The sequence below is a fragment of the Serratia sp. NFX21 genome, assembly GCF_048517035.1.
GTDB classification, from domain to species: domain Bacteria; phylum Pseudomonadota; class Gammaproteobacteria; order Enterobacterales; family Enterobacteriaceae; genus Serratia; species Serratia quinivorans.
The window spans coordinates 1,150,276-1,169,439 of sequence record NZ_CP183196.1; the positions used below are offsets into that span (position 1 = coordinate 1,150,276).

General features: G+C 55.3%; 16 protein-coding genes. 9 read left to right on the forward strand and 7 right to left on the reverse strand.

What is annotated here, in order from left to right:
* Positions 1-259 precede the first annotated feature (259 nt).
* The 5 genes from ribF to ispH are packed head-to-tail and all read left to right on the forward strand — an operon-like array spanning position 260 to position 5,962.
* Entirely contained in the window at positions 260-1,198 is a 939-nt protein-coding gene (gene ribF / locus ACNT1W_RS05390) for a bifunctional riboflavin kinase/FAD synthetase (protein ID WP_012005148.1), read from the forward strand.
* Between the two features lie 32 nt (positions 1,199-1,230).
* On the forward strand, positions 1,231-4,047 hold the full coding sequence (gene ileS / locus ACNT1W_RS05395) for an isoleucine--tRNA ligase (RefSeq protein ID WP_259190182.1): 2,817 nt from the start codon (positions 1,231-1,233) through the stop codon (positions 4,045-4,047).
* Positions 4,047-4,556, forward strand: a complete 510-nt coding sequence (lspA, locus tag ACNT1W_RS05400) for a signal peptidase II (protein ID WP_012005150.1) — start codon at positions 4,047-4,049, stop codon at positions 4,554-4,556. The genes ileS and lspA overlap by 1 nt, the downstream gene beginning before the upstream one ends.
* Before the next feature lies 1 nt (position 4,557).
* Positions 4,558-5,028 carry an FKBP-type peptidyl-prolyl cis-trans isomerase gene (gene fkpB, locus ACNT1W_RS05405; protein ID WP_135344687.1) on the forward strand — a complete coding sequence of 157 codons (471 nt, stop codon included), beginning with the start codon at positions 4,558-4,560 and terminating at the stop codon, positions 5,026-5,028.
* Complete coding sequence (gene ispH, locus ACNT1W_RS05410) at positions 5,009-5,962, forward strand: 4-hydroxy-3-methylbut-2-enyl diphosphate reductase (RefSeq protein ID WP_012005152.1); 954 nt, start codon at positions 5,009-5,011, stop codon at positions 5,960-5,962. Before fkpB ends, ispH begins: the two co-directional genes overlap by 20 nt.
* Before the next feature lie 307 nt (positions 5,963-6,269).
* Here ispH and ACNT1W_RS05415 read toward each other — a convergent pair whose 3' ends face one another.
* Positions 6,270-7,193, reverse strand: a complete 924-nt coding sequence (locus tag ACNT1W_RS05415; RefSeq protein ID WP_012005153.1) for a LysR family transcriptional regulator — start codon at positions 7,191-7,193, stop codon at positions 6,270-6,272.
* Positions 7,194-7,384: 191 nt separating this feature from the next.
* On the opposite strand from ACNT1W_RS05415, the gene pvcA reads away from it, so the two are divergent.
* The 3 genes from pvcA to ACNT1W_RS05430 all read left to right on the forward strand — a co-directional run bounded on the left by pvcA (position 7,385) and on the right by ACNT1W_RS05430 (position 10,581).
* On the forward strand, positions 7,385-8,350 hold the full coding sequence (gene pvcA, locus ACNT1W_RS05420) for an L-tyrosine isonitrile synthase (RefSeq protein ID WP_041418459.1): 966 nt from the start codon (positions 7,385-7,387) through the stop codon (positions 8,348-8,350).
* A 90-nt stretch (positions 8,351-8,440) separates the two neighbouring features.
* Positions 8,441-9,304, forward strand: coding sequence for a TauD/TfdA dioxygenase family protein (locus ACNT1W_RS05425; RefSeq protein ID WP_419246494.1), 864 nt, complete (start codon positions 8,441-8,443; stop codon positions 9,302-9,304).
* A 20-nt stretch (positions 9,305-9,324) separates the two neighbouring features.
* Positions 9,325-10,581 (forward strand): glycosyltransferase, encoded by a 1,257-nt coding sequence (locus ACNT1W_RS05430; protein ID WP_419246856.1) that lies wholly within the window; start codon positions 9,325-9,327, stop codon positions 10,579-10,581.
* Between the two features lie 53 nt (positions 10,582-10,634).
* On the opposite strand, the gene ACNT1W_RS05435 is transcribed toward ACNT1W_RS05430, so the two are convergent.
* From ACNT1W_RS05435 to ACNT1W_RS05460, 6 genes are all read right to left on the reverse strand, one after another.
* Positions 10,635-11,417, reverse strand: coding sequence for an SDR family NAD(P)-dependent oxidoreductase (locus ACNT1W_RS05435; protein WP_012005157.1), 783 nt, complete (start codon positions 11,415-11,417; stop codon positions 10,635-10,637).
* A gap of 25 nt (positions 11,418-11,442) precedes the next feature.
* Positions 11,443-12,345 carry a dihydrodipicolinate synthase family protein gene (locus tag ACNT1W_RS05440; RefSeq protein WP_419246495.1) on the reverse strand — a complete coding sequence of 301 codons (903 nt, stop codon included), beginning with the start codon at positions 12,343-12,345 and terminating at the stop codon, positions 11,443-11,445.
* Entirely contained in the window at positions 12,345-14,057 is a 1,713-nt protein-coding gene (gene ilvD, locus ACNT1W_RS05445; RefSeq protein ID WP_419246496.1) for a dihydroxy-acid dehydratase, read from the reverse strand. Before ilvD ends, ACNT1W_RS05440 begins: the two co-directional genes overlap by 1 nt.
* Positions 14,058-14,059: 2 nt before the next feature.
* Positions 14,060-15,448, reverse strand: coding sequence for an MFS transporter (locus ACNT1W_RS05450; protein WP_419246497.1), 1,389 nt, complete (start codon positions 15,446-15,448; stop codon positions 14,060-14,062).
* 28 nt (positions 15,449-15,476) lie between these two features.
* Positions 15,477-16,907 (reverse strand): sugar porter family MFS transporter, encoded by a 1,431-nt coding sequence (locus tag ACNT1W_RS05455; protein WP_419246498.1) that lies wholly within the window; start codon positions 16,905-16,907, stop codon positions 15,477-15,479.
* 205 nt (positions 16,908-17,112) lie between these two features.
* Positions 17,113-17,844 carry a FadR/GntR family transcriptional regulator gene (locus tag ACNT1W_RS05460; protein ID WP_419246499.1) on the reverse strand — a complete coding sequence of 244 codons (732 nt, stop codon included), beginning with the start codon at positions 17,842-17,844 and terminating at the stop codon, positions 17,113-17,115.
* Positions 17,845-18,164: 320 nt separating this feature from the next.
* Here ACNT1W_RS05460 and dapB point away from each other — a divergent pair, with 320 nt between their 5' ends.
* A complete protein-coding gene (gene dapB / locus ACNT1W_RS05465) occupies positions 18,165-18,986 on the forward strand; it encodes a 4-hydroxy-tetrahydrodipicolinate reductase (protein ID WP_419246500.1) in 822 nt (273 codons plus the stop codon).
* Positions 18,987-19,164 lie beyond the last annotated feature (178 nt).

Genomic DNA, 19,164 nt, shown 5'->3' on the forward strand with positions numbered 1-19,164 from the left:
GGCGCAGGATTTTACCAGCTTCGGTCGTGGGAATACAGTGTTTCGCGAGAAAATTCACCAATGATTTGCCAGGGTCACCGCAACCCCTTGGCCGCAGTCGGTAATCATACGGATGGCGCCGGATAAACTGCGGCCAGGGCGTTTCACCTGCAGATTATCTCCGGTATGGTATGTCTATTACATAAAGGCACCAATCGCGGGTTAACCTTAACCGCTGTACAAGGTATAATCCGGCGATTTCCACTGTTTTGAGCCAGCTATGGAGCTAATTCGCGGCATTCACAATATCCGGGCACGCCACCATGGTTGCGTGCTCACCATCGGCAACTTTGACGGCGTACACCGCGGTCACCAGGCGTTGCTGGAGCAGCTGAAACAAGAGGGGCAACGCCTCGGGCTGCCAGTGATGGTCATGATCTTTGAGCCGCAGCCGCTGGAAATGTTTGCAGCGGACAAGGCACCGGCCCGCCTCACGCGTTTGCGTGACAAGGCCAAATACCTGGCGCAGGCGGGCGTTGACTACCTGTTGTGCGTCAAGTTCGACCCGCGTTTCGCTGCCAATACGGCGCAGGCATTTGTTGCCGAACTGCTGGTGGAGAAACTGGGCGTGAAATTCCTGATGGTCGGGGATGATTTTCGCTTTGGCGCGACCCGCCAGGGCGATTTTCCGCTATTGCAAAAAGCCGGGAAAGAATACGGTTTTGAAGTGATTAGCACGCCGACCTTCCGCGAGGGCGATCAACGCATCAGCAGCACCGCGATCCGCAATGCGCTGCGCGATGACGACCTGGCATTGGCTGAAACGCTGCTGGGCCATCCGTACAGTATTTCTGGTCGGGTGGTACACGGCGATGAACTGGGCCGTACCATCGGCTTTCCCACCGCCAACCTGCCGCTGAAACGCCTGGTTGCCCCGGTGAAGGGAGTCTATGCGGTGGAGGTTTATGGCCTGGGGCCCCAGCCGCTCCCCGGCGTGGCCAATATTGGTACACGCCCAACCGTTGCCGGCGTGCGACAGCAGCTGGAAGTCCACCTGCTGGATGTCACAATGGATCTTTACGGGCGCCATATAGACGTGGTGCTCCGCGCGAAATTGCGCAATGAACAGCGTTTTGCTTCGCTCGATGCGCTGAAGCAGCAAATCGCCAATGATGTGGTGACGGCCCGGAAGTTCTTCGGGCTACAGACACCGGTTTAATCTCTATAGCCGAAAACGGAACCGAGAATCTAATGAGTGACTACAAGAATACCCTGAACTTGCCGGAAACAGGGTTCCCGATGCGCGGCGATCTGGCCAAGCGTGAACCTGGCATGCTGCAACGTTGGTATGAACAGGATCTGTACGGGATGATTCGTACTGCCAAAAAGGGCAAGAAATCCTTCATTCTGCATGACGGCCCTCCGTATGCGAACGGCAGCATTCACATTGGTCACTCGGTTAACAAGATTCTCAAAGACATTATTATCAAGTCGAAAGGGATGTCCGGTTTCGACTCGCCTTACATTCCGGGTTGGGACTGCCACGGCCTGCCGATCGAACTGAAGGTCGAGCAACTGTACGGCAAGCCGGGTGAAAAACTCACCGCGGCAGAATTCCGTATCAAGTGCCGTGAGTACGCCGCCGAGCAGGTTGAAGGCCAGAAGAAAGACTTCATCCGCCTGGGCGTGCTGGGTGACTGGGATCGTCCGTACCTGACCATGGACTTCAAAACCGAAGCCAACATCATCCGCGCGCTGGGTAAAATCATCAGCAATGGCCACCTGCTGAAAGGCGCCAAGCCGGTGCACTGGTGTACCGATTGCCGTTCTTCCCTGGCGGAAGCGGAAGTGGAGTATTACGACAAAACTTCGCCGTCGATCGATGTGGCTTTCCACGCGGTTGACGCAGCTGCCGTAGCGACTAAATTTGGCGTGACCCGCTTCAACGGCCCGGTTTCTCTGGTTATCTGGACCACCACCCCGTGGACGCTGCCGGCTAACCGCGCCATCTCGCTGCACCCGGAATTTGCCTACCAGCTGGTACAGGTAGAAGGCCAGTGCCTGATCCTGGCGGCTGAGCTGGTTGAAAGCGTAATGAAACGCGCGGGTATTACCCATTGGGAAGTCCTGGGCAGTTGCAAAGGTGCCGATCTGGAGCTGATGCGTTTCGAACACCCGTTCATGGGCTTCGACGTACCGGCGATCATGGGTGAGCACGTCACGCTGGATGCCGGTACCGGTGCGGTACACACCGCCGGTGGCCATGGCCCGGATGACTTTGTCATCAGCCAGAAATACGGTCTGGAAATCGCCAATCCGGTAGGGCCGAACGGCTGCTATCTGACCGGCACCCATCCACTGCTGGATGGCAAATTTGTGTTCAAGGCCAACGATTTGATCGTTGACTTGCTGCGCGAGAAAGGCGCATTGCTGCACGTGGAAAAACTGGTTCACAGCTACCCGTGCTGCTGGCGCCACAAAACGCCGATCATCTTCCGCGCGACCCCTCAATGGTTCATCAGCATGGATCAGAAAGGCCTGCGCAAGCAGTCGCTGGAAGAGATCAAAGGCGTGCAGTGGATCCCTGAATGGGGCCAGGCGCGCATCGAAACCATGGTTGCCAACCGCCCGGACTGGTGTATTTCGCGTCAGCGTACCTGGGGCGTGCCAATGTCACTGTTTGTGCACAAAGACACCGAGCAACTGCACCCACGCAGCGTTGAGCTGATGGAAGAAGTGGCCAAGCGCGTTGAGCAGGACGGTATTCAGGCCTGGTGGGATCTGGACGCGGCCGACATTCTCGGTGCGGATGCTGCCGATTACGTGAAAGTACCAGACACCCTGGACGTCTGGTTCGACTCCGGTTCGACCCACTCTTCCGTGGTCGACGTTCGTCCCGAGTTCAATGGCCATGGCGCCGACATGTATCTGGAAGGCTCCGACCAACACCGCGGCTGGTTTATGTCATCACTGATGATCTCCACTGCGATGAAAGGCAAGGCACCGTATAAAGAAGTTCTGACCCACGGCTTCACCGTGGACGGTCAGGGCCGCAAGATGTCCAAGTCGATCGGCAATACCATCAGTCCACAAGACGTGATGAACAAGCTGGGTGGCGACATCCTGCGCCTGTGGGTCGCTTCTACCGACTACACCGGTGAAATTGCCGTGTCGGACGAGATCCTGAAACGCTCCGCCGATTCTTACCGCCGCATCCGTAACACCGCGCGCTTCCTGCTGGCCAACCTGAACGGGTTTGAGCCGAGCACCGACTGCGTGGCACCGGAAGATATGGTAGTCCTGGATCGCTGGGCGGTGGGTCGTGCACTGGCGGCGCAGCAGGATATCGAAAAGGCTTACGCCAATTACGATTTCCATGAAGTGGTACAGCGTCTGATGCAGTTCTGTTCTGTTGAGATGGGCTCCTTCTATCTGGATATCATCAAGGACCGTCAGTACACCGCGAAGAGCGACAGCGTCGCCCGTCGTAGCTGCCAGACTGCCTTGTTCCATATCGCAGAAGCACTGGTTCGCTGGATGGCACCTATCATGTCGTTCACTGCCGATGAAATCTGGGCCTTCCTGCCGGGCAAACGCGCGCAGTACGTATTCACTGAAGAGTGGTACGACGGCCTGTTCGGTCTGGCCGAAGGCGAAGGCATGAACGATAGCTTCTGGGCCGAGCTGCTTAAAGTCCGCGGCGAAGTGAACAAGGTGCTGGAACAGGCTCGTGCCGACAAACGTCTCGGCGGTTCTCTGGAAGCCGCGGTGACGCTGTATGCCGATAGCGAACTGGCTGAACGCCTCAACAGCCTGCAGGATGAACTGCGCTTTGTGCTGCTGACCTCCGGCGCGCGCGTTGCACCTCTGGCCGATGCGCCGGCAGATGCACAAGCTGCAGAGCTGGTGAAAGGCCTGAAAATTGCCTTCAGCACCGCAGAAGGTGAGAAGTGCCCGCGCTGCTGGCATTACACCACCGATATCGGCCTGGTGGCGGAGCACGCAGATCTTTGCGGCCGCTGTGTTGTCAACGTAGCCGGCGACGGCGAAAAGCGTAAGTTTGCCTGATGAGTAAACCTATTTGTTCGACCGGCTTGCGCTGGCTATGGCTGGTAGTGGTAGTGCTGGTGCTGGATTTTGCCAGCAAGCAGTGGATCCTCGGTAACTTCGTGCTGGGCCAGTCCCAGCCGCTGATCCCGTCGTTCAATCTGTTTTATGCGCGTAACTACGGTGCCGCATTCAGTTTCCTGGCCGATCACGGCGGTTGGCAGCGCTGGTTCTTCGCCGGTATTGCCGTCGCCATCGTGGCGGTGCTGCTGGTGATGATGTACCGCAGTTCGGCGCAGCAAAAGCTGAACAACATTGCCTATGCATTTATCATCGGTGGAGCGCTCGGCAACCTGTTCGATCGCTTGTGGCACGGCTTCGTGGTCGATTTTATCGACTTCTATGTGGGCAACTGGCACTACCCGACCTTCAACCTGGCGGATAGCTTTATCTGCGTGGGGGCGGCGATGATCGTGCTGGAAGGCTTCTTGTCGCCGGCGAACAAAAGTGCAAAGAGCAAAGGTGAGTAATATGACGGCTCAGGTTAAGGGCGACAGCGAAGTATTGGTTCACTTCACGCTGAAACTGGAAGACGGAACGACGGCAGAATCCACTCGTGGCAACGGTAAACCGGCGCTGTTTCGTCTGGGCGACGGCAGCCTGTCCGAGCCGCTGGAAGCGCAGTTAATCGGTCTGAAGGCGGGCGACAAGTGCGCCTTTACCCTGCAACCGGAAGCGGCGTTCGGCGAAGAGAACCCGGACCTGGTCCAGTTCTTCTCACGTCGCGACTTCACGGAAACCGGCGTACCGGACGCGGGCACCATCATGTTGTTTACCGCGGTCGACGGCAGCGAAATGCCGGGCGTGGTGCGCGAGGTGGCGGAAGATTCGATTACCGTTGATTTCAACCATCCGCTGGCGGGCCATCCGGTCACCTTCGATATTGAAGTGCTGGAGATCGATCCGCAGCAGGAGGAGACGCATGCAAATATTGCTGGCTAACCCACGCGGCTTTTGCGCCGGGGTTGATCGTGCGATCAGTATCGTTGAACGCGCGCTGGAAATTTACGGTGCGCCTATCTACGTGCGTCACGAAGTGGTGCATAACCGCTACGTGGTCGATAGCCTGCGTGAGCGTGGGGCGGTGTTTATTGAGGAAATCACCGAAGTGCCGGACGGGTCGATTCTGATCTTCTCGGCGCACGGGGTTTCCCAGGCGGTAAGAGCAGAGGCCAAGGCGCGTGATTTAACCATGCTGTTTGACGCCACCTGCCCGTTGGTGACCAAGGTGCATATGGAGGTGGCGCGAGCCAGCCGCCGTGGCACCGAGGCGATCCTGATCGGCCACGCCGGTCACCCGGAAGTGGAAGGTACCATGGGCCAGTACAGCAACCCGAAGGGCGGCATGTACCTGGTGGAGTCACCGGACGACGTCTGGAAGCTGCAGGTGAAGGATGAAAGCAACCTGTGCTTTATGACGCAAACCACGCTGTCGGTGGACGATACTTCTGACGTGATTGATGCCTTGCGCAAGCGTTTCCCGAGCATTATCGGGCCGCGTAAGGACGACATCTGCTACGCAACCACCAACCGTCAGGAAGCGGTACGCAACCTGGCCGGGGATGCGGACGTGGTGCTGGTGGTGGGGTCGAAAAACTCGTCCAACTCCAACCGTTTGGCCGAATTGGCGCAGCGTGTTGGCAAACCGGCATACCTGATCGATTCCGCCGCTGACATTCAGGAAGCCTGGCTGAAGGACGCTCATAATATCGGCGTTACCGCTGGGGCTTCGGCACCTGATGTGTTGGTACAGGATGTTATCAGCCGCCTGAAAGCGCTGGGCGGTGTCAACGTGCAGGAAGTCAGCGGCCGTGAAGAGAACATCGTGTTCGAAGTACCGAAAGAGCTGCGGGTTGATATCAAACAGGTCGATTAATCAGCATCGGGCATAAATAAGATAACGGGGAGCTTCGGCTCTCCGTTTTGTTTTTAGGGATCGGTACCCGGCAATGAAATTATTAAAAATGAATTTGAGGGATGACTGATTCAAATTTTCTGTTACTTAAAGTCAAATTTGTTCTGACAATTTGAATTAATGGCAGAGGGAATGATTATATGGACAGTGATAATAGTTATTAAGGTTAATATCATTAGGCTGCAATCTAAATAAACTCTGGTGCTGGTCAGCAACGGGCTGAAAGGTTAAATAACTAAATTAATTGGCGTTACAGATTATTCTTATTTTAAATGCGTAATTGTCCTACGGAATTTTGCTCTTTTTGCTGTAAATGGATTTTCATATGTTCAAGTAAACGACGGACCTTTAATGGTTGGCTGTCCCTGCGCGGCATAATGGCATAGCAACTAATATCTGGTAGGCGCCACTCTGGCAGTACCTCGACCAGCTCACCCCGGTTCAATTCCTTTTCAACATTGACGAAGAAATTACGGATGATCCCTTTACCGGCCAGCGCCAATTCTTTCATCGCCATGCCGTTATTGGTAAATAAACGTCCGGTCATACGCAGCCGATGCTCGTCGCCATCAGGGTGGAGCAGACGAACAAATTGTGGGTTTCCCAGCGGGGTAAAAGTGACCCATTGATGGTGCGTCAACGCCTGTGGAGTTTCTGGCATGCCGTGGTTGGCAAGGTAGGCCGGCGAGGCACACAGCACTTCCCGAAAGCGCGCCAGACGGGTGGAAACATAGCTGGAGTCAGCCATCACGCCACCGCGGATCGCCAGATCAATACGCTGGTTTATCAGGTCGATCTTTTCATCATGAATTTCCAGCCTCAGCGTGATGCGCGGGTGTTCGTCCAGGAAGCTTTGCAGTGCCGGAACCAGATAATGAGTGGCAAACTCCGTAGAAGTGGCGACGCGCAGTTCCCCGGCCAGTTCACCGCGTAGCGCGGCAATACGTTGTTGCCCGCGTTCGGCGGCATGGATCATCAACACGCAATCCTCATAAAAACACAGCCCGGCCTCGGTCAGGCTCAGTGAACGGGTAGAACGCAGAAGTAATTGAATGCCCAACTCGTTTTCCAGCAGGCGGATATGTTGGCTGACGGCGGAGGTTGTAATGCCTAATTCTTTGGCTGCCGTGCTGAATGCGCCGCAATCGACAACTTTAGAAAAAATAGCCATGCGTTTTAGAATATTACTCATAGTTTGTTAAGTTCAACTTAACCAAGATTGTTAATTATAAGGGCTAATAATATAGCATTATCTCTTCTATATTGCCTGAAGCAGATAAATCGCGAGGTAAGTCCGACTTCCCGTTCGGCCTCTCTCTTTTTGATAAGTCTTATTGCGTTTGCAAATAAGTCGCCTGCGCCACATCTGAACAGGAGTTAATTGTGGATAGTGCTCGCATTGAACAAATATCGTTAAAAATCCTTCATGAGCTATTGCAATATCGGCGTCGATTTCCGGGGATGGAAAGTTCAAACGCTGAAGAGGAACAGGCGGTTGCTCTGGTGCAATTACCGCGTATTCGGGCATTTATTGAAAATGAGCAGCGCATTGAGTTTGTCCTGCCTGCCTTCCCGACAAAATCACCCAATACTAATAAGGTGATCGGTGCACTGCCCGATATGGCCGAGCGACTGTCATTGATATTTCTTAATTCCCTCTGTCAGCGTATTCAGCTTTATTACCCGCCGGGTGCTCATATCATCATCTGCTCCGATGGCCACGTTTTCGGTGATTTAATCCGTGTCAGCGACGACGCGATCAACCGTTATCAACATGAAATTGAAAACCTGCTGCACGAGGTGGGGGCGACTCATCTGAGCGTTTTCAATCTGGGTGACGTGGAAGGGCTGGCCGAGTATACCGGTGACTATGACCTGCTGCGGCAGTTGCTGGTTGACGGCTATGCCGAGCCGGAGGAAACGATCAAACACCGGTTGATGCAGGACGAGCAGGGGTTGCAGTTGTATCGCGCAATCACCCGATTCCTGTATGAAGACAGCCAACTACCGGGCTACAGCGGCTCCAATGCAGCGCTGCAGAAAGACGCCAAACAGCGCGCCTGTGGCGTGATCCAGCGCAGTTGGGCCTGGGGCAATTTGCTGGCCCAGCATTTCCCGCTGGCAATACGTTTGTCGATTCACCCACAGCCCGCCGACAGCCTGAAAATGGGTATCCACATGATGCCGACCAAAGACGACTGGCTGACTCCCTGGCATGGCGTGGCAGCCAACGTTAACGGACAGTTTGTGCTGATGAAGCGCAAAGACGCGCAGCAGCTGGCGGGCGAACTGGTGGCGATCCGCGGAACACCCAGCCATTACCTGGTTGAACAGCCACAGATGGCGTAATGCAGCATCTTGCGCCCGCCACTTTAACGGGCGTCTTTTAACGGCACGGTGGCCGTGTGAGCAGCAAATTCGATTCAAGGAGAGTGACCTATGGAAAATCAAACGCTGAACTGCCGCATTGAACTTAATACCCCTTTTGGCGCAGTGCTGACCCCGCAGTATCCTGGCCAATCTATTCGCGAACTGCCGGTGGCAGCGCTTCGTTCACTGGCCCAGCAGCATCACCTGCTGGTGCTGCGCGGCTTCGACTCTGGTTTTACCGATCCGCAGTTACTAACCCGCTATGCCGAAGGCTGGGGCGAAATCATGATGTGGCCGTTCGGAGCGGTGCTGGACGTGAAAGAGCATCCGGATGCCAAAGATCATATTTTCGACAGCAGCTATGTGCCGTTGCATTGGGATGGCATGTACAAGCCGACCATTCCGGAATTCCAGCTGTTCCATTGTGTGGCAGCACCTTCACAGGATGAAGGCGGCCGCACCACTTTTGTCGACACCACGTGCCTGCTGGCTAATGCCGATGAGTCTTTGTTGGCGCAGTGGCGGGAAGTGTCGATCTCTTATCGCATTAAGCAGGTGGTGCATTACGGCGGTGAGGTGCGTTCGCTGCTGGTAGTGGATCATCCGAACGGCAATGGGCAGATCATGCGCTACAACGAGCCGCCGACCGAAGGCAAAAAGTTCCTTAACCAGCATGCGCTGGAATATCACGGGGTGCCACAGGAGCAGCAGGAGGCGTTTCATCAGACCCTGCAACAGCATCTCTACGATCCGCGTCATTATTACGCCCATCAATGGCAGCAGGGAGACGTGGTGATAGCGGATAACTTCTCGTTGTTACACGGGCGCGAAGGCTTTACCGCGCGTTCTGCTCGCCATTTGCAGCGGGTGCATATTCAGAGCAACCCGGTGTGCGCCAATCAGGCACTGAAGCCGGTCAACGCAGAGGTTTAATCCCGATGGCAAGTATTCTGATGACCGCAGTGGCCACGCCCGGCCACGTTTATCCGATGCTGAGCATTGCCCGGCACTTGATTGGGCAAGGGCACCAGGTGCGGGTGATGACCGGTGCGCTGTTTCGTCAACGTGCTGAGGCAGCAGGCGTGCAGTTTATCGCCTTTGATGAGCGGGTAGATTTCGACTATCGCTATCTTGAGCAGCACTTTCCCGAACGGGCTGCGCTACCACCGGGCAATGCACAGATGGCACTGGCGCTGAAAGACTTCTTTGCCGCCCCGATCCCGTTGTTGGATCAGCAGTTACGCAGCGTGATGGCTGCCGAGACTCCTGACCTGTTGATCGTGGAAAACTGCTTTTATGGGGTGCTGCCGTTGTTACAGAGGACGGATCGTCCACCGGTGATTGGCATTGGGGTAACGCCGTTGTCGTATTCCTCAAGGGATTCAATCTTCTATGGGCCGCGAATTCCTCCTGCGCTGTTGCCACGAGAGCTGCAGCGAGAGCAGTTGGTGGACGAAGACACTCGCGCGTTAATTGATGAGGTGCAACGGAGTTTTGATATTGCGATGGCACAATCTGGTGGCCAGCCGCTGCAACAGCCTTTTACCGATGCGTTGATTGGCGGGTGCGATCGCTTTTTGCAACTGGCCACTCCGGCGCTGGAGTATCAGCGCGAAGATCTGCCGGACAGCCTGCGCTTTATCGGGCCGCTGCGCAGCGCGGTGGCGGCGGTTGAAGCCACCGATGAAAGGGAGGAGGCCGACCGGCGGCCGTTGGTGATTGTTTCGCAGGGGACGCTGGCGAATGTCGATCTGCATCAGTTGATTGTCCCGACGCTGAAAGCACTGGCTGAATTGCCGGTACGGGTTTTGGCCACCACGGGGGGCCGTCCGATCGACCCACTTTTGGCGCTGTTACCCGCTAACGCCAGAGCGCGGGAGTTTATCTCTTTCGAACACTGGCTGCCGCAGGCGGCGCTGCTGATCACCAACGGTGGCTATGGCTCAATCAACTACGCCCTGGATCAGGGAGTACCATTGATTGTCGCTGGAACCGGCGAGGATAAACTCGAAGCCGCTGCCAGAGTGGTGGCCGCGGGCTGCGGCATTAGCCTGCATACCAGCACCCCGGATGAGGAGCAGTTGCGTCAGGCGGTGCAGCAAATTCTGGCGCAGCCGGCTTATCGGCAGCGTGCTGCTGTAGTGCAGGCCGATTACGCCCGTCATGATGCACTGACGGCAATCGCCGACGAGGTGGCAGTGTTAACCTAGCCGGTTGAATGGTCTGTCGAACGGGGGGCTTTGGCTCCCCGTTTTTCTTTCAGTTAGTCGGGGTCTTCATCCTGCATGATGGCACTGCGTCCTCCGTCCATCACAATCGTGGTGCCTGCGATAAATCCCGCGTGTTCACTGGCGAGAAACAAACACAAATCACCGACTTCTTCAGGTGCTCCCAGGCGGCCGACCGGGTGCTTGTTTACGGTTCTTTCCCGCGCCAGTTTGGCATCTGGGTGGCTATCGAACCAGGTTTGGTTGCCTTCGGTATCGATAAAACCAGGAGCAATCCCCAGCGTGCGGATCGCCGGACCCCACTCGATAGTCAGGCTTTGTACCAGGGAGAGTAGTGCCCGCTTGCTGATGTTATACGGCGCACAGCCCGGCAGGGTGGAGAATGCGTGGTTGGAGGTGATCACCAGGATCACGCCACGGCTTTGGGTCAGGGCCGCACGGGCACATTTGGCCAGATACCAATGTGAGCGCAGATTGAGATTGAAGTTATGTGTCCAGTCTTCTTCTTCGCAATCAATGCCTTTGAAAACGTTTTTACCGGCGTTGGAAACCACAATATCGATACGATGGAACCGTTGCTCAGCATTGGCGACAAAACGTTTTATCTCGGTGGTCTGCGTGACATCCACCGAGTCGTAGAAAAAATGTTGCGGGTACTCGCGCCGCAATTGCTGGGCATGGGGGGCTTTCTCCAGGGCTGGTTCGGCGCAACCCATAACGCTATCGCCGTTAGCGAGAAAGGCCTTGGTAATAGCCAGACCTATGCCCTGGCTGGCACCGGTGACGATCACCACTCGCCCGGATTTGTCGATAAGCATATAAACCTCGGCAAGGGCTGTTTTGCTAAAGAGAAAACTGGCCTAAAAACCGGTCGATCATCAGGTGATCGTCTGCGGTGAGTTGCCAGCCGGGGTGACGGCAGTAATCGGTGGCAATGATATTGCGCCGCTGCAGAATCGTCTTCTCAACCTGAATAATGTATTCGCAGTGGCTCATCCAGCGCTGAATGTAAGGCAAGAGTGCCTGATGCAGCCTTTGCGCCAGTTCAGTCTCTCCGGCTTGCCAGTGGCGATAAATCCGCAGATAAACCTCACTGAACGAACAGCCAGGCATCACGCCTTTGCCGCCCGCCGCCAGCATTGGCAACATATAAAGCCCGGCATAGCCATTTAACACGCTGGCCTGCGGCGCCAGTTGCAGAAATTCTTTGGTGTAATCCACCGGCGGATTGCACTCTATCTTGAACACCGCATGGGGGTAGCGTGCTGCCACGCCAGCCAATTGTTGCGCAGCGATCGGCGACCCGGTTTCGCTCGGCGCGTATTGCACCATCACCGGAATATCTACCGCATCCAGTACGGCAAAAATGTGCTGTTGGATCGCCTGCGGACTGGGCTGCAGGAAAAATGGCGGCAGCAGCATCAACGCATCCGCGCCCAGTTGTTGATAATGGCGGGCGCGCTTAACGGCGACTTCGCTGCTGTGATCGGTGACTGAGATAGCGCGGTACAGTGGGGCACCCTCCAGCGTGGCGATAAATATTTCCGCCAGCCGAGCGCGTTCGCGGTCGTCCAGTTTAGGGAACTCACTGGCGATGCCAAACAGCGTCGTTCCCTGAACGCCGGTGGCGGCTAAATGCTCCAGCAATCGCACAAAACTTGCTTCATCTATCTCGCCGTCAGCCCTAAACGGCATAGCGACAATAGGATTGACGCCGCAAATATCTGCGGCTTGATAACGGCTCATTATTCTTCCTCCCGGTCAGCCAGTACGGCACCCTGCGCGGCCGGCATTGCCCAGCGGCGATAAAGTCGCAGGAAACCGCGTGGCACTTCTTTATCCAGCGGCTGCCAGGTTTTACGTCGCAGGATCAGTTCGCTCTCGCTGACATGCAGCGTTAGGGTACGAGCAGGAATATCGATGGAGATCGGGTCTCCGTTCTGCACCAGTGCCAGTTCGCCGCCCTCTACCGCCTCAGGTGAAATGTGGCCGACAAACAGCCCGCGGTTGGAACCGGAAAAACGGCCATCGGTGATCAAGGCGCAACTGTCGGACAGGCCCATACCTTCCAGTGATTTCATCGGTTTATACATTTCCGGCATGCCGGGGCCGCCTTTAGGCCCTTCGTAACGCAACACCAGAGCACTGCCCGGCTTAATCTGGCCGGACATAATCGCCTCGACCGATTCCTGCTCGCTGTTGAACACCACGGCGGGGCCACTAAAACGCATCAGGTGATCGGGCACTGCGGCCGGTTTCACCACGCAGCCGAGCGGCGACAGGTTGCCGTGCAGCACGGCAACGCCGGCTTCATTGCGCACCGGAATGGCCAGGGTGTGGATGACCTCAGGACGTCGGCTTGGCGGGGTCCTCGCCACTAGCTCAGCCTTGGTTTTACCGGTGACGGTCAAGGCGTTAAGGTCTAGCAGTTTGGCAATCTCAACTTCGACCGCCGGTACGCCGCCAGCCTCCCAGAAGTCAATCATGTCATGTTCACTGGCCGGGTAGAGTGAGGCGACCAGCGGCACCTGATGGCTCAGCTCATCGAAGGCGGACAGCGGCAGATGCCCCAATTCCGCTTCGTAGTGAATGGCTTGCAGATGCAAAATGGCGTTGGTGGAACCGCCGGTGGCCAACAGATAAACCATCGCATTGCGGATCGATGCGGCGGTGATGATTTGGCGTGCGTTGATACCGTTGAGCACCAGCGCCACCGCCTGACGGCCGGTTTCGACAGCGCATTCGCGCCGCTCGGCGGATACCGCCGGCAGTGTGCTGCTACCCGGCAGGCTCATACCCAAAACTTCGCCGATACAGCACATGGTGTTAGCCGTACCGTACATGGTGCAGGAGCCGGGGCCGGGCTCGGCGATATTTTCGATATGAGCGAATTCCGCCTCATCGATTTCGCCGCGTTTTTTCCAGCCGATGGCTTCGGTGACGATGTTGCCGTCCCAGTGTTTGCCTTTATATTCCGCTGGATACATCGGCCCACCATTGACCATGATCGCCGGAACGTCCAGCCGTGCCGCCGCCATCAGCATGGCAGGCACAATTTTGTCGCAGGATCCCAGCAGTACCATGCCGTCGAAGCGATGGGCGCGCATCATCACTTCAATTGAGGCGGTGATCACCTCGCGGGCGGCCAGGATATAGCGCATGCCAAGATGTCCTTCGGCAATGCCATCGCAGGGGGCGATAGTACCGAACACCATGCCGACACCACCGGCCTCTTCAATACCCTGTAATACCCTGGCCGTCAGTTCATTGAGGTTGACGTGGCCGGCGGTGGCGTTGGTATAGCTGTTAACCACGGCGATCACCGGGCGTCGCAGTTGTTCGTCGCTGTGGCCCATCGATTTATACAGCGCACGTTTCAGCGCACCGTCATCACCCTCGAGGATTGGGTTAAAATGCGCGCCGCAACTGCCGCCGCCACAGGTTCCACATCCGCTCATAATTAAAATCTCTCAGTGATATTTAAAGGGCCTTCGGTATCAGGCTGAGTCGCCTGATGCGGTTTGATCTTTGGGTTTATCAATCTGGCCGGAAGCATGAAGATCAACGGGGCGCAGAGCAGTAGGAAGCCCGCCAAAATATACAGTCCACTGTCAGTCTGGCCGGTTTGGTCTTTCAGCCAGCCGAGTACCGTGGGGCCGAAGAACCCCGCGAGATTGCCGACCGAATTCACCAGTGCGATACCGGCCGCCGCCGCAGTGCCGGAAAGCAATGCGCCCGGCAGGCTGATATAGGTGGGGATCAGCGCCAGGGTGCCGGACATGGCAACGCAGATCCACGTCATCATCCAGAAGGTCGAGCCGCTGCAGTAAGCGCTGAGTGTCAGCCCGATGCAGCCGATCACCGCCGGAATGGCGATATGCCAGCGCCGCTCCTGTTTCAGATCGGAGTGTCGGCTGTTCCATATCATAAACAACGCGCCAAATACGTAGGGCAAGGCCGCCAGCAGGCCGATTTGCAAATCGTCGCTGATGCCCGAGGTTTTGATGATGGAAGGTAGCCAGAAACTGATGCCGTAGTAGCCAACATTAAAACTGAAGAAAATCAATGCCAATAGCCAGACGTAGCGGTTAGCCAGCATCTCTTTGAGACTTTGAGCCGCTTTGCCGTTGGCCGCCCGGTCGCGGTTGGCCTGATCTTTAGCCAGATCGGCCTGTACCAGGTTTTTCTCTTCGGCGGTTAGCCACTTGGCTTCGGCCACGTTGTTATCCAGATAACGCAGTACCACAAAGGCCAGAACCAAAGATGGGACCGCTTCAATCAAGAACAGCCACTGCCAGTTATGCAAGCCGCCGACGTTTTCAAACAGCTTGAGGATCAAACCTGAAAGCGGGCTGCCGATGATCACCGACAGCGGCGTGACCAGAATAAACAGCCCCAGCGTGCGGGCGGAACGCCATGAAGGAAACCACAGGGTTAAATAGAACACGATGCCTGGGAAGAAACCGGCTTCGGCCACGCCGAGCAGAAAGCGCAATACGTAAAAGCTGGTGGGGGTGGTGACAAACATCATGGCCGCTGACAGTACTGCCCAGGTCGCCATGATGCGGGCTATCCAGAATCGTGGCCCAAAGCGTTGCATCAGCAGATTGCTGGGCAGCTCAAAAATAAAATAACCAATAAAGAAGATACCGGCGCCCAGCCCATAGACGGTATCGCTGAAGTTCAAAGCATCCTGCATATGCAGCTTGGCGAACCCGACGTTAACGCGGTCCAGGTAAGCGAAGAAATAACACAGGATCAAAAAAGGGATCAGGCGGCGTGTGATCTTACCGTAGACCTGCGTTTCAGCGGCTTGCTTCACCGTCTGCTTTTCCGTCGTCAACTTCATGAGCGGTTCCTCAGATTTATTAGTCGGGTTATACCGGCGTATTCAAGGAGCGAACATCAGCCTTCGGCTGCGGTGATTTGCCGATGTGGCGCAGGGCAACACCGTTCATCAGGTTTTTTTCGATGTGTTCGAGCGAGATATTCTTGGTTTCTGGCACCAGCCATAACGTCAGCAAGATACAGAACAGGTTGAGCCCAGCGTAAAGCCAGAAAGTACCGGCACTGCCGACGGTGTCGATCAGCGTCAGGAAGGTAGCGCCGATGATCATATTGGCCATCCAGTTGGCCATGGTGGAGCAGGTAACGCCAAAATCGCGTCCGGCCAGCGGCTGGATCTCGGAGCACAATACCCAAATCAAGGGGCCTGCACTCATGGCAAAGCCGGTGATGAAAATCAGCAGCACCATAACCGCTGCGTATTGTTCTGCTGGATTGCTGATGCCGGTGTGGAACATATAACCCAGGGTGCCCATGCAAATGGCCATCACACCGAAACCCAGCTTGAGCATTGGCTTGCGTCCCCAACGATCGACCAGCGCGATAGCGATAAAGGTAGCCAGCACGTTGGTCAACCCGGCGATCACGGTGCACCACATTTGTTCGCTGGTGGTGGAGAAGCCGGCGATTTCAAAGATCTTCGGTGCGTAGTACATGATTATCGTCATGCCGGTGAACTGCTGCATAAATTGCAGCAAGATGCCAAGACAGGTGGAACGGCGGAAGTTGGCATTGTGGCGAAACAGTTGCCAGCCGCGTTGCTTCATTTGCAGACTTTCACGGATTTGGTCCAGTTCCACGCGGGCTTCATCATCCGAGTTACGTAGCAGCATGAGCACCTTTGAGGCCAGCTCGCTGCGGCCTTTCATGGCTAACCAGCGCGGACTTTCCGGCAGCGTCACCACGCCAATAAACAGGATGATGGCGGGGAATGTGATAATACCCAGCATCCAGCGCCAGTGACCTCCGGCGCTGAAGGCGGTGTCAGACAGGAAGGCCGCCAGAATGCCGATAGTAATCATCAATTGATAAAGCGAGATCATGCTGCCGCGAATTTGTTCCGGGGCGATTTCCGACAGGTACAGTGGTGCAGTGAATGACGCTACGCCGACGGCTAAACCCAGAATAAAGCGCGAAATAACCAACACTTCGAGATTAAGGGCAATGGCGCAACCGACAGAGCCGACGACAAACAACACGGCGCTCAACAACAGGCTTTTTTTACGGCCAAGGCGGGAAGACATCGGCCCGCTGCCCAGTGCCCCGAGTGCGGCACCGAGCATCATAATGCTGACCACGATTTCCTGCTGTTGGCTGGACAGGCTGAATTCGTGGGCCAGGAACGGCAACGCACCGGCGATTACCCCCATATCCAGGCCAAACAGCAGCCCTGCTAAGGCGGCGAGAAAGCAAACCTGCAGGGTTTGCCGGTTAGTTTTGGCGGGAACAGCGTTTTTTTTCATAACAACACCTTTTTATTCAATGCGTTATATTTTTATGCGGAAAGCGCTGGCACCGAACTGTCGGTGAAGCCCGCCCCAGAAGTAAGCCGTTCAGTTATTATTCATTCAGGTAATACAAAGTTATCAATCTTGTAATACAAGAATGCTAGAGACAAAAGCACTCGGGAACTGTGAGATTGATCGAAATTACAGCAAAGGAGGGTTTTTAGAGGATATGAGCGAACATTTCTGGCTGTTTATGCCAATTATTCTTTCTGGCCGCGTTGAGCAGAATGACACGCATGCATTGGCGCGCATTCTCCACCTGCTTGAAGCGGATAGCCTCCAGCAGCTGTTGGTGTTCTTCTACGGCTTTTTGGGCCAGGCGTACGTCCTCTTCCAGCGTTTGCTGAAAAGAGAGGGCCATTGCGGCGGACAGCGCACTGCCTAATGAATGTAAAAAGGGGTTATGGCTGGCCCCCAGTAAAGCGAGATGAAATGCCATATCGCCCTGTTCGAACAGTTCGCGGCTGGCTTGTTGCTGCCCTTGCGCCATCAACTTGCAGGCATCTTCGAGCGCCGCTAAATCATGACCGGTGGCATTAACCGCCGCCAGCGCGGCGATATTGGGTTCAAAGATCAAACGAGTGATCATTAGCTGTTCAATCAACAACGGATCGAGGCTGTCTTCTGCCAGCCAGGCCAGAACATCGGTATCCAAAAAGCTCCACTGCTGGCGTGAGTTAACCGTACTGCGCTTCTTGGCCTGGATGGAAATCAGCCCTTTTGCGGCCAGCACCTGCAAGGCATTGCGTACCGAGGTGCGTGAAACCTCGTACTGCTGTGCCAGCTCATTTTCCCCCGGCAACGACAGCCCGGGCGGCAAATCGCCTCTGATGATGCGGCGTGCCAAATCTTGCGTCAGGGTTTCCGATAGGGTCGTGGGTGCGGTTTTCATCCGTGGCTCTCAGGCAATAAAGCGGCAGTTACGCCATATACTAAGCTAAGCGGCTGATTGGTGGTACCCATGCCGGTTTTAGTGAATGAAATGAGGGTTTTTTCCTGCGATGTTTAGCCATTGAAATTGCATGATTATGTACAATCGGCAACAGACACTTTTAGGTCAATTGTTAACCCATTGACAGCATTGCTGATGAAATACGAGAGATATCATAATTTTCTAATTATGAAATGAATCCTCTGGCGGTGATAGGGCGAGGCAGTTACCCTGAACCGATAGCCTAATGGGATAGGCGTCAAATCAACAAGAGAGCAAGTATGACTGATTCATTAATCCGCATCGCGGTTGCGGGTTCCGGCGGCCGTATGGGCCGTCAATTGATCCAGGCGGTACAGCAGGCACCGGGCGTGGTGCTGGGGGCAGCGATATCGCGGCCAGGTTCAAGCCTGATCGGTACCGACGCCGGTGAACTGGCGGGCGTTGGCGCGCTGGGCGTGACCGTTAGCGACAGTCTGGAAAAGGTGGTCGATGATTTCGATATTCTGATCGACTTCACCCGCCCGGAAAGCACCCTGGCCTATCTGGCTTTCTGCGTCGAGCATAAAAAAGCCATGGTGATTGGCACTACCGGCTTTGATGACGCCGGTAAAGACGCCATCCGTGCCGCCGGGCAGCAGATTGGGATCGTCTTTGCCGCCAACTTCAGCGTCGGCGTCAATCTGGTGCTGAAACTGTTGGAAAAAGCCGCACAGGTGATGGGCGACTATACCGATATCGAGATTATTGAAGCGCACCATCGCCATAAAGTGGATGCCCCTTCGGGCACGGCGTTGGCAATGGGTGAGGCTATCGCTGGCGCACTGGGGCGCGATCTTAAAGAGTGCGCGGTGTATGCGCGTGAAGGTTATACCGGTGAACGCGATCCGAAGAGCATTGGCTTTGCCACTGTTCGTGCAGGCGATATCGTGGGTGAGCATACCGCCATGTTTGCCGACATTGGCGAGCGGGTTGAGATCACCCATAAAGCCTCCAGCCGGATGACTTTTGCCAGCGGGGCGGTACGGGCGGCATCATGGTTGCATAACCGTGATAAAGGGATGTTTGATATGCGAAACGTGCTCAATTTAGACCAGTTATAATTGATTTATATACCATCGTGATGTGGTTGTATTGATCATAATGCTATGATTAATGGACAATAATTTTATTGTCCTTTTTTTTAACACATAAAACATGAGTTATGCGTTTATTTGTTTTTGTAGTTGCTATTTTTGTATGTTTTTATGTGTTTTTTAACCAGGATCTCCTGATGGTGAT

What these genes read in the sequence shown, in the direction of transcription:
- dapB (WP_419246500.1), top strand. Translation starts at nt 18,165, where the DNA reads ATGACTGATTCATTAATCCGCATCGCGGTTGCGGGTTCCGGCGGCCGT.
- ACNT1W_RS05415 (WP_012005153.1), bottom strand. Translation starts at nt 7,193, where the DNA reads ATGAGTAATATTCTAAAACGCATGGCTATTTTTTCTAAAGTTGTCGAT.
- ACNT1W_RS05440 (WP_419246495.1), bottom strand. Translation starts at nt 12,345, where the DNA reads ATGAGCCGTTATCAAGCCGCAGATATTTGCGGCGTCAATCCTATTGTC.
- ispH (WP_012005152.1), top strand. Translation starts at nt 5,009, where the DNA reads ATGCAAATATTGCTGGCTAACCCACGCGGCTTTTGCGCCGGGGTTGAT.
- lspA (WP_012005150.1), top strand. Translation starts at nt 4,047, where the DNA reads ATGAGTAAACCTATTTGTTCGACCGGCTTGCGCTGGCTATGGCTGGTA.
- ACNT1W_RS05450 (WP_419246497.1), bottom strand. Translation starts at nt 15,448, where the DNA reads ATGAAGTTGACGACGGAAAAGCAGACGGTGAAGCAAGCCGCTGAAACG.
- ACNT1W_RS05430 (WP_419246856.1), top strand. Translation starts at nt 9,325, where the DNA reads ATGACCGCAGTGGCCACGCCCGGCCACGTTTATCCGATGCTGAGCATT.
- ACNT1W_RS05455 (WP_419246498.1), bottom strand. Translation starts at nt 16,907, where the DNA reads ATGAAAAAAAACGCTGTTCCCGCCAAAACTAACCGGCAAACCCTGCAG.
- ACNT1W_RS05425 (WP_419246494.1), top strand. Translation starts at nt 8,441, where the DNA reads ATGGAAAATCAAACGCTGAACTGCCGCATTGAACTTAATACCCCTTTT.
- ACNT1W_RS05435 (WP_012005157.1), bottom strand. Translation starts at nt 11,417, where the DNA reads ATGCTTATCGACAAATCCGGGCGAGTGGTGATCGTCACCGGTGCCAGC.
- fkpB (WP_135344687.1), top strand. Translation starts at nt 4,558, where the DNA reads ATGACGGCTCAGGTTAAGGGCGACAGCGAAGTATTGGTTCACTTCACG.
- ACNT1W_RS05460 (WP_419246499.1), bottom strand. Translation starts at nt 17,844, where the DNA reads ATGAAAACCGCACCCACGACCCTATCGGAAACCCTGACGCAAGATTTG.
- ribF (WP_012005148.1), top strand. Translation starts at nt 260, where the DNA reads ATGGAGCTAATTCGCGGCATTCACAATATCCGGGCACGCCACCATGGT.
- ileS (WP_259190182.1), top strand. Translation starts at nt 1,231, where the DNA reads ATGAGTGACTACAAGAATACCCTGAACTTGCCGGAAACAGGGTTCCCG.
- ilvD (WP_419246496.1), bottom strand. Translation starts at nt 14,057, where the DNA reads ATGAGCGGATGTGGAACCTGTGGCGGCGGCAGTTGCGGCGCGCATTTT.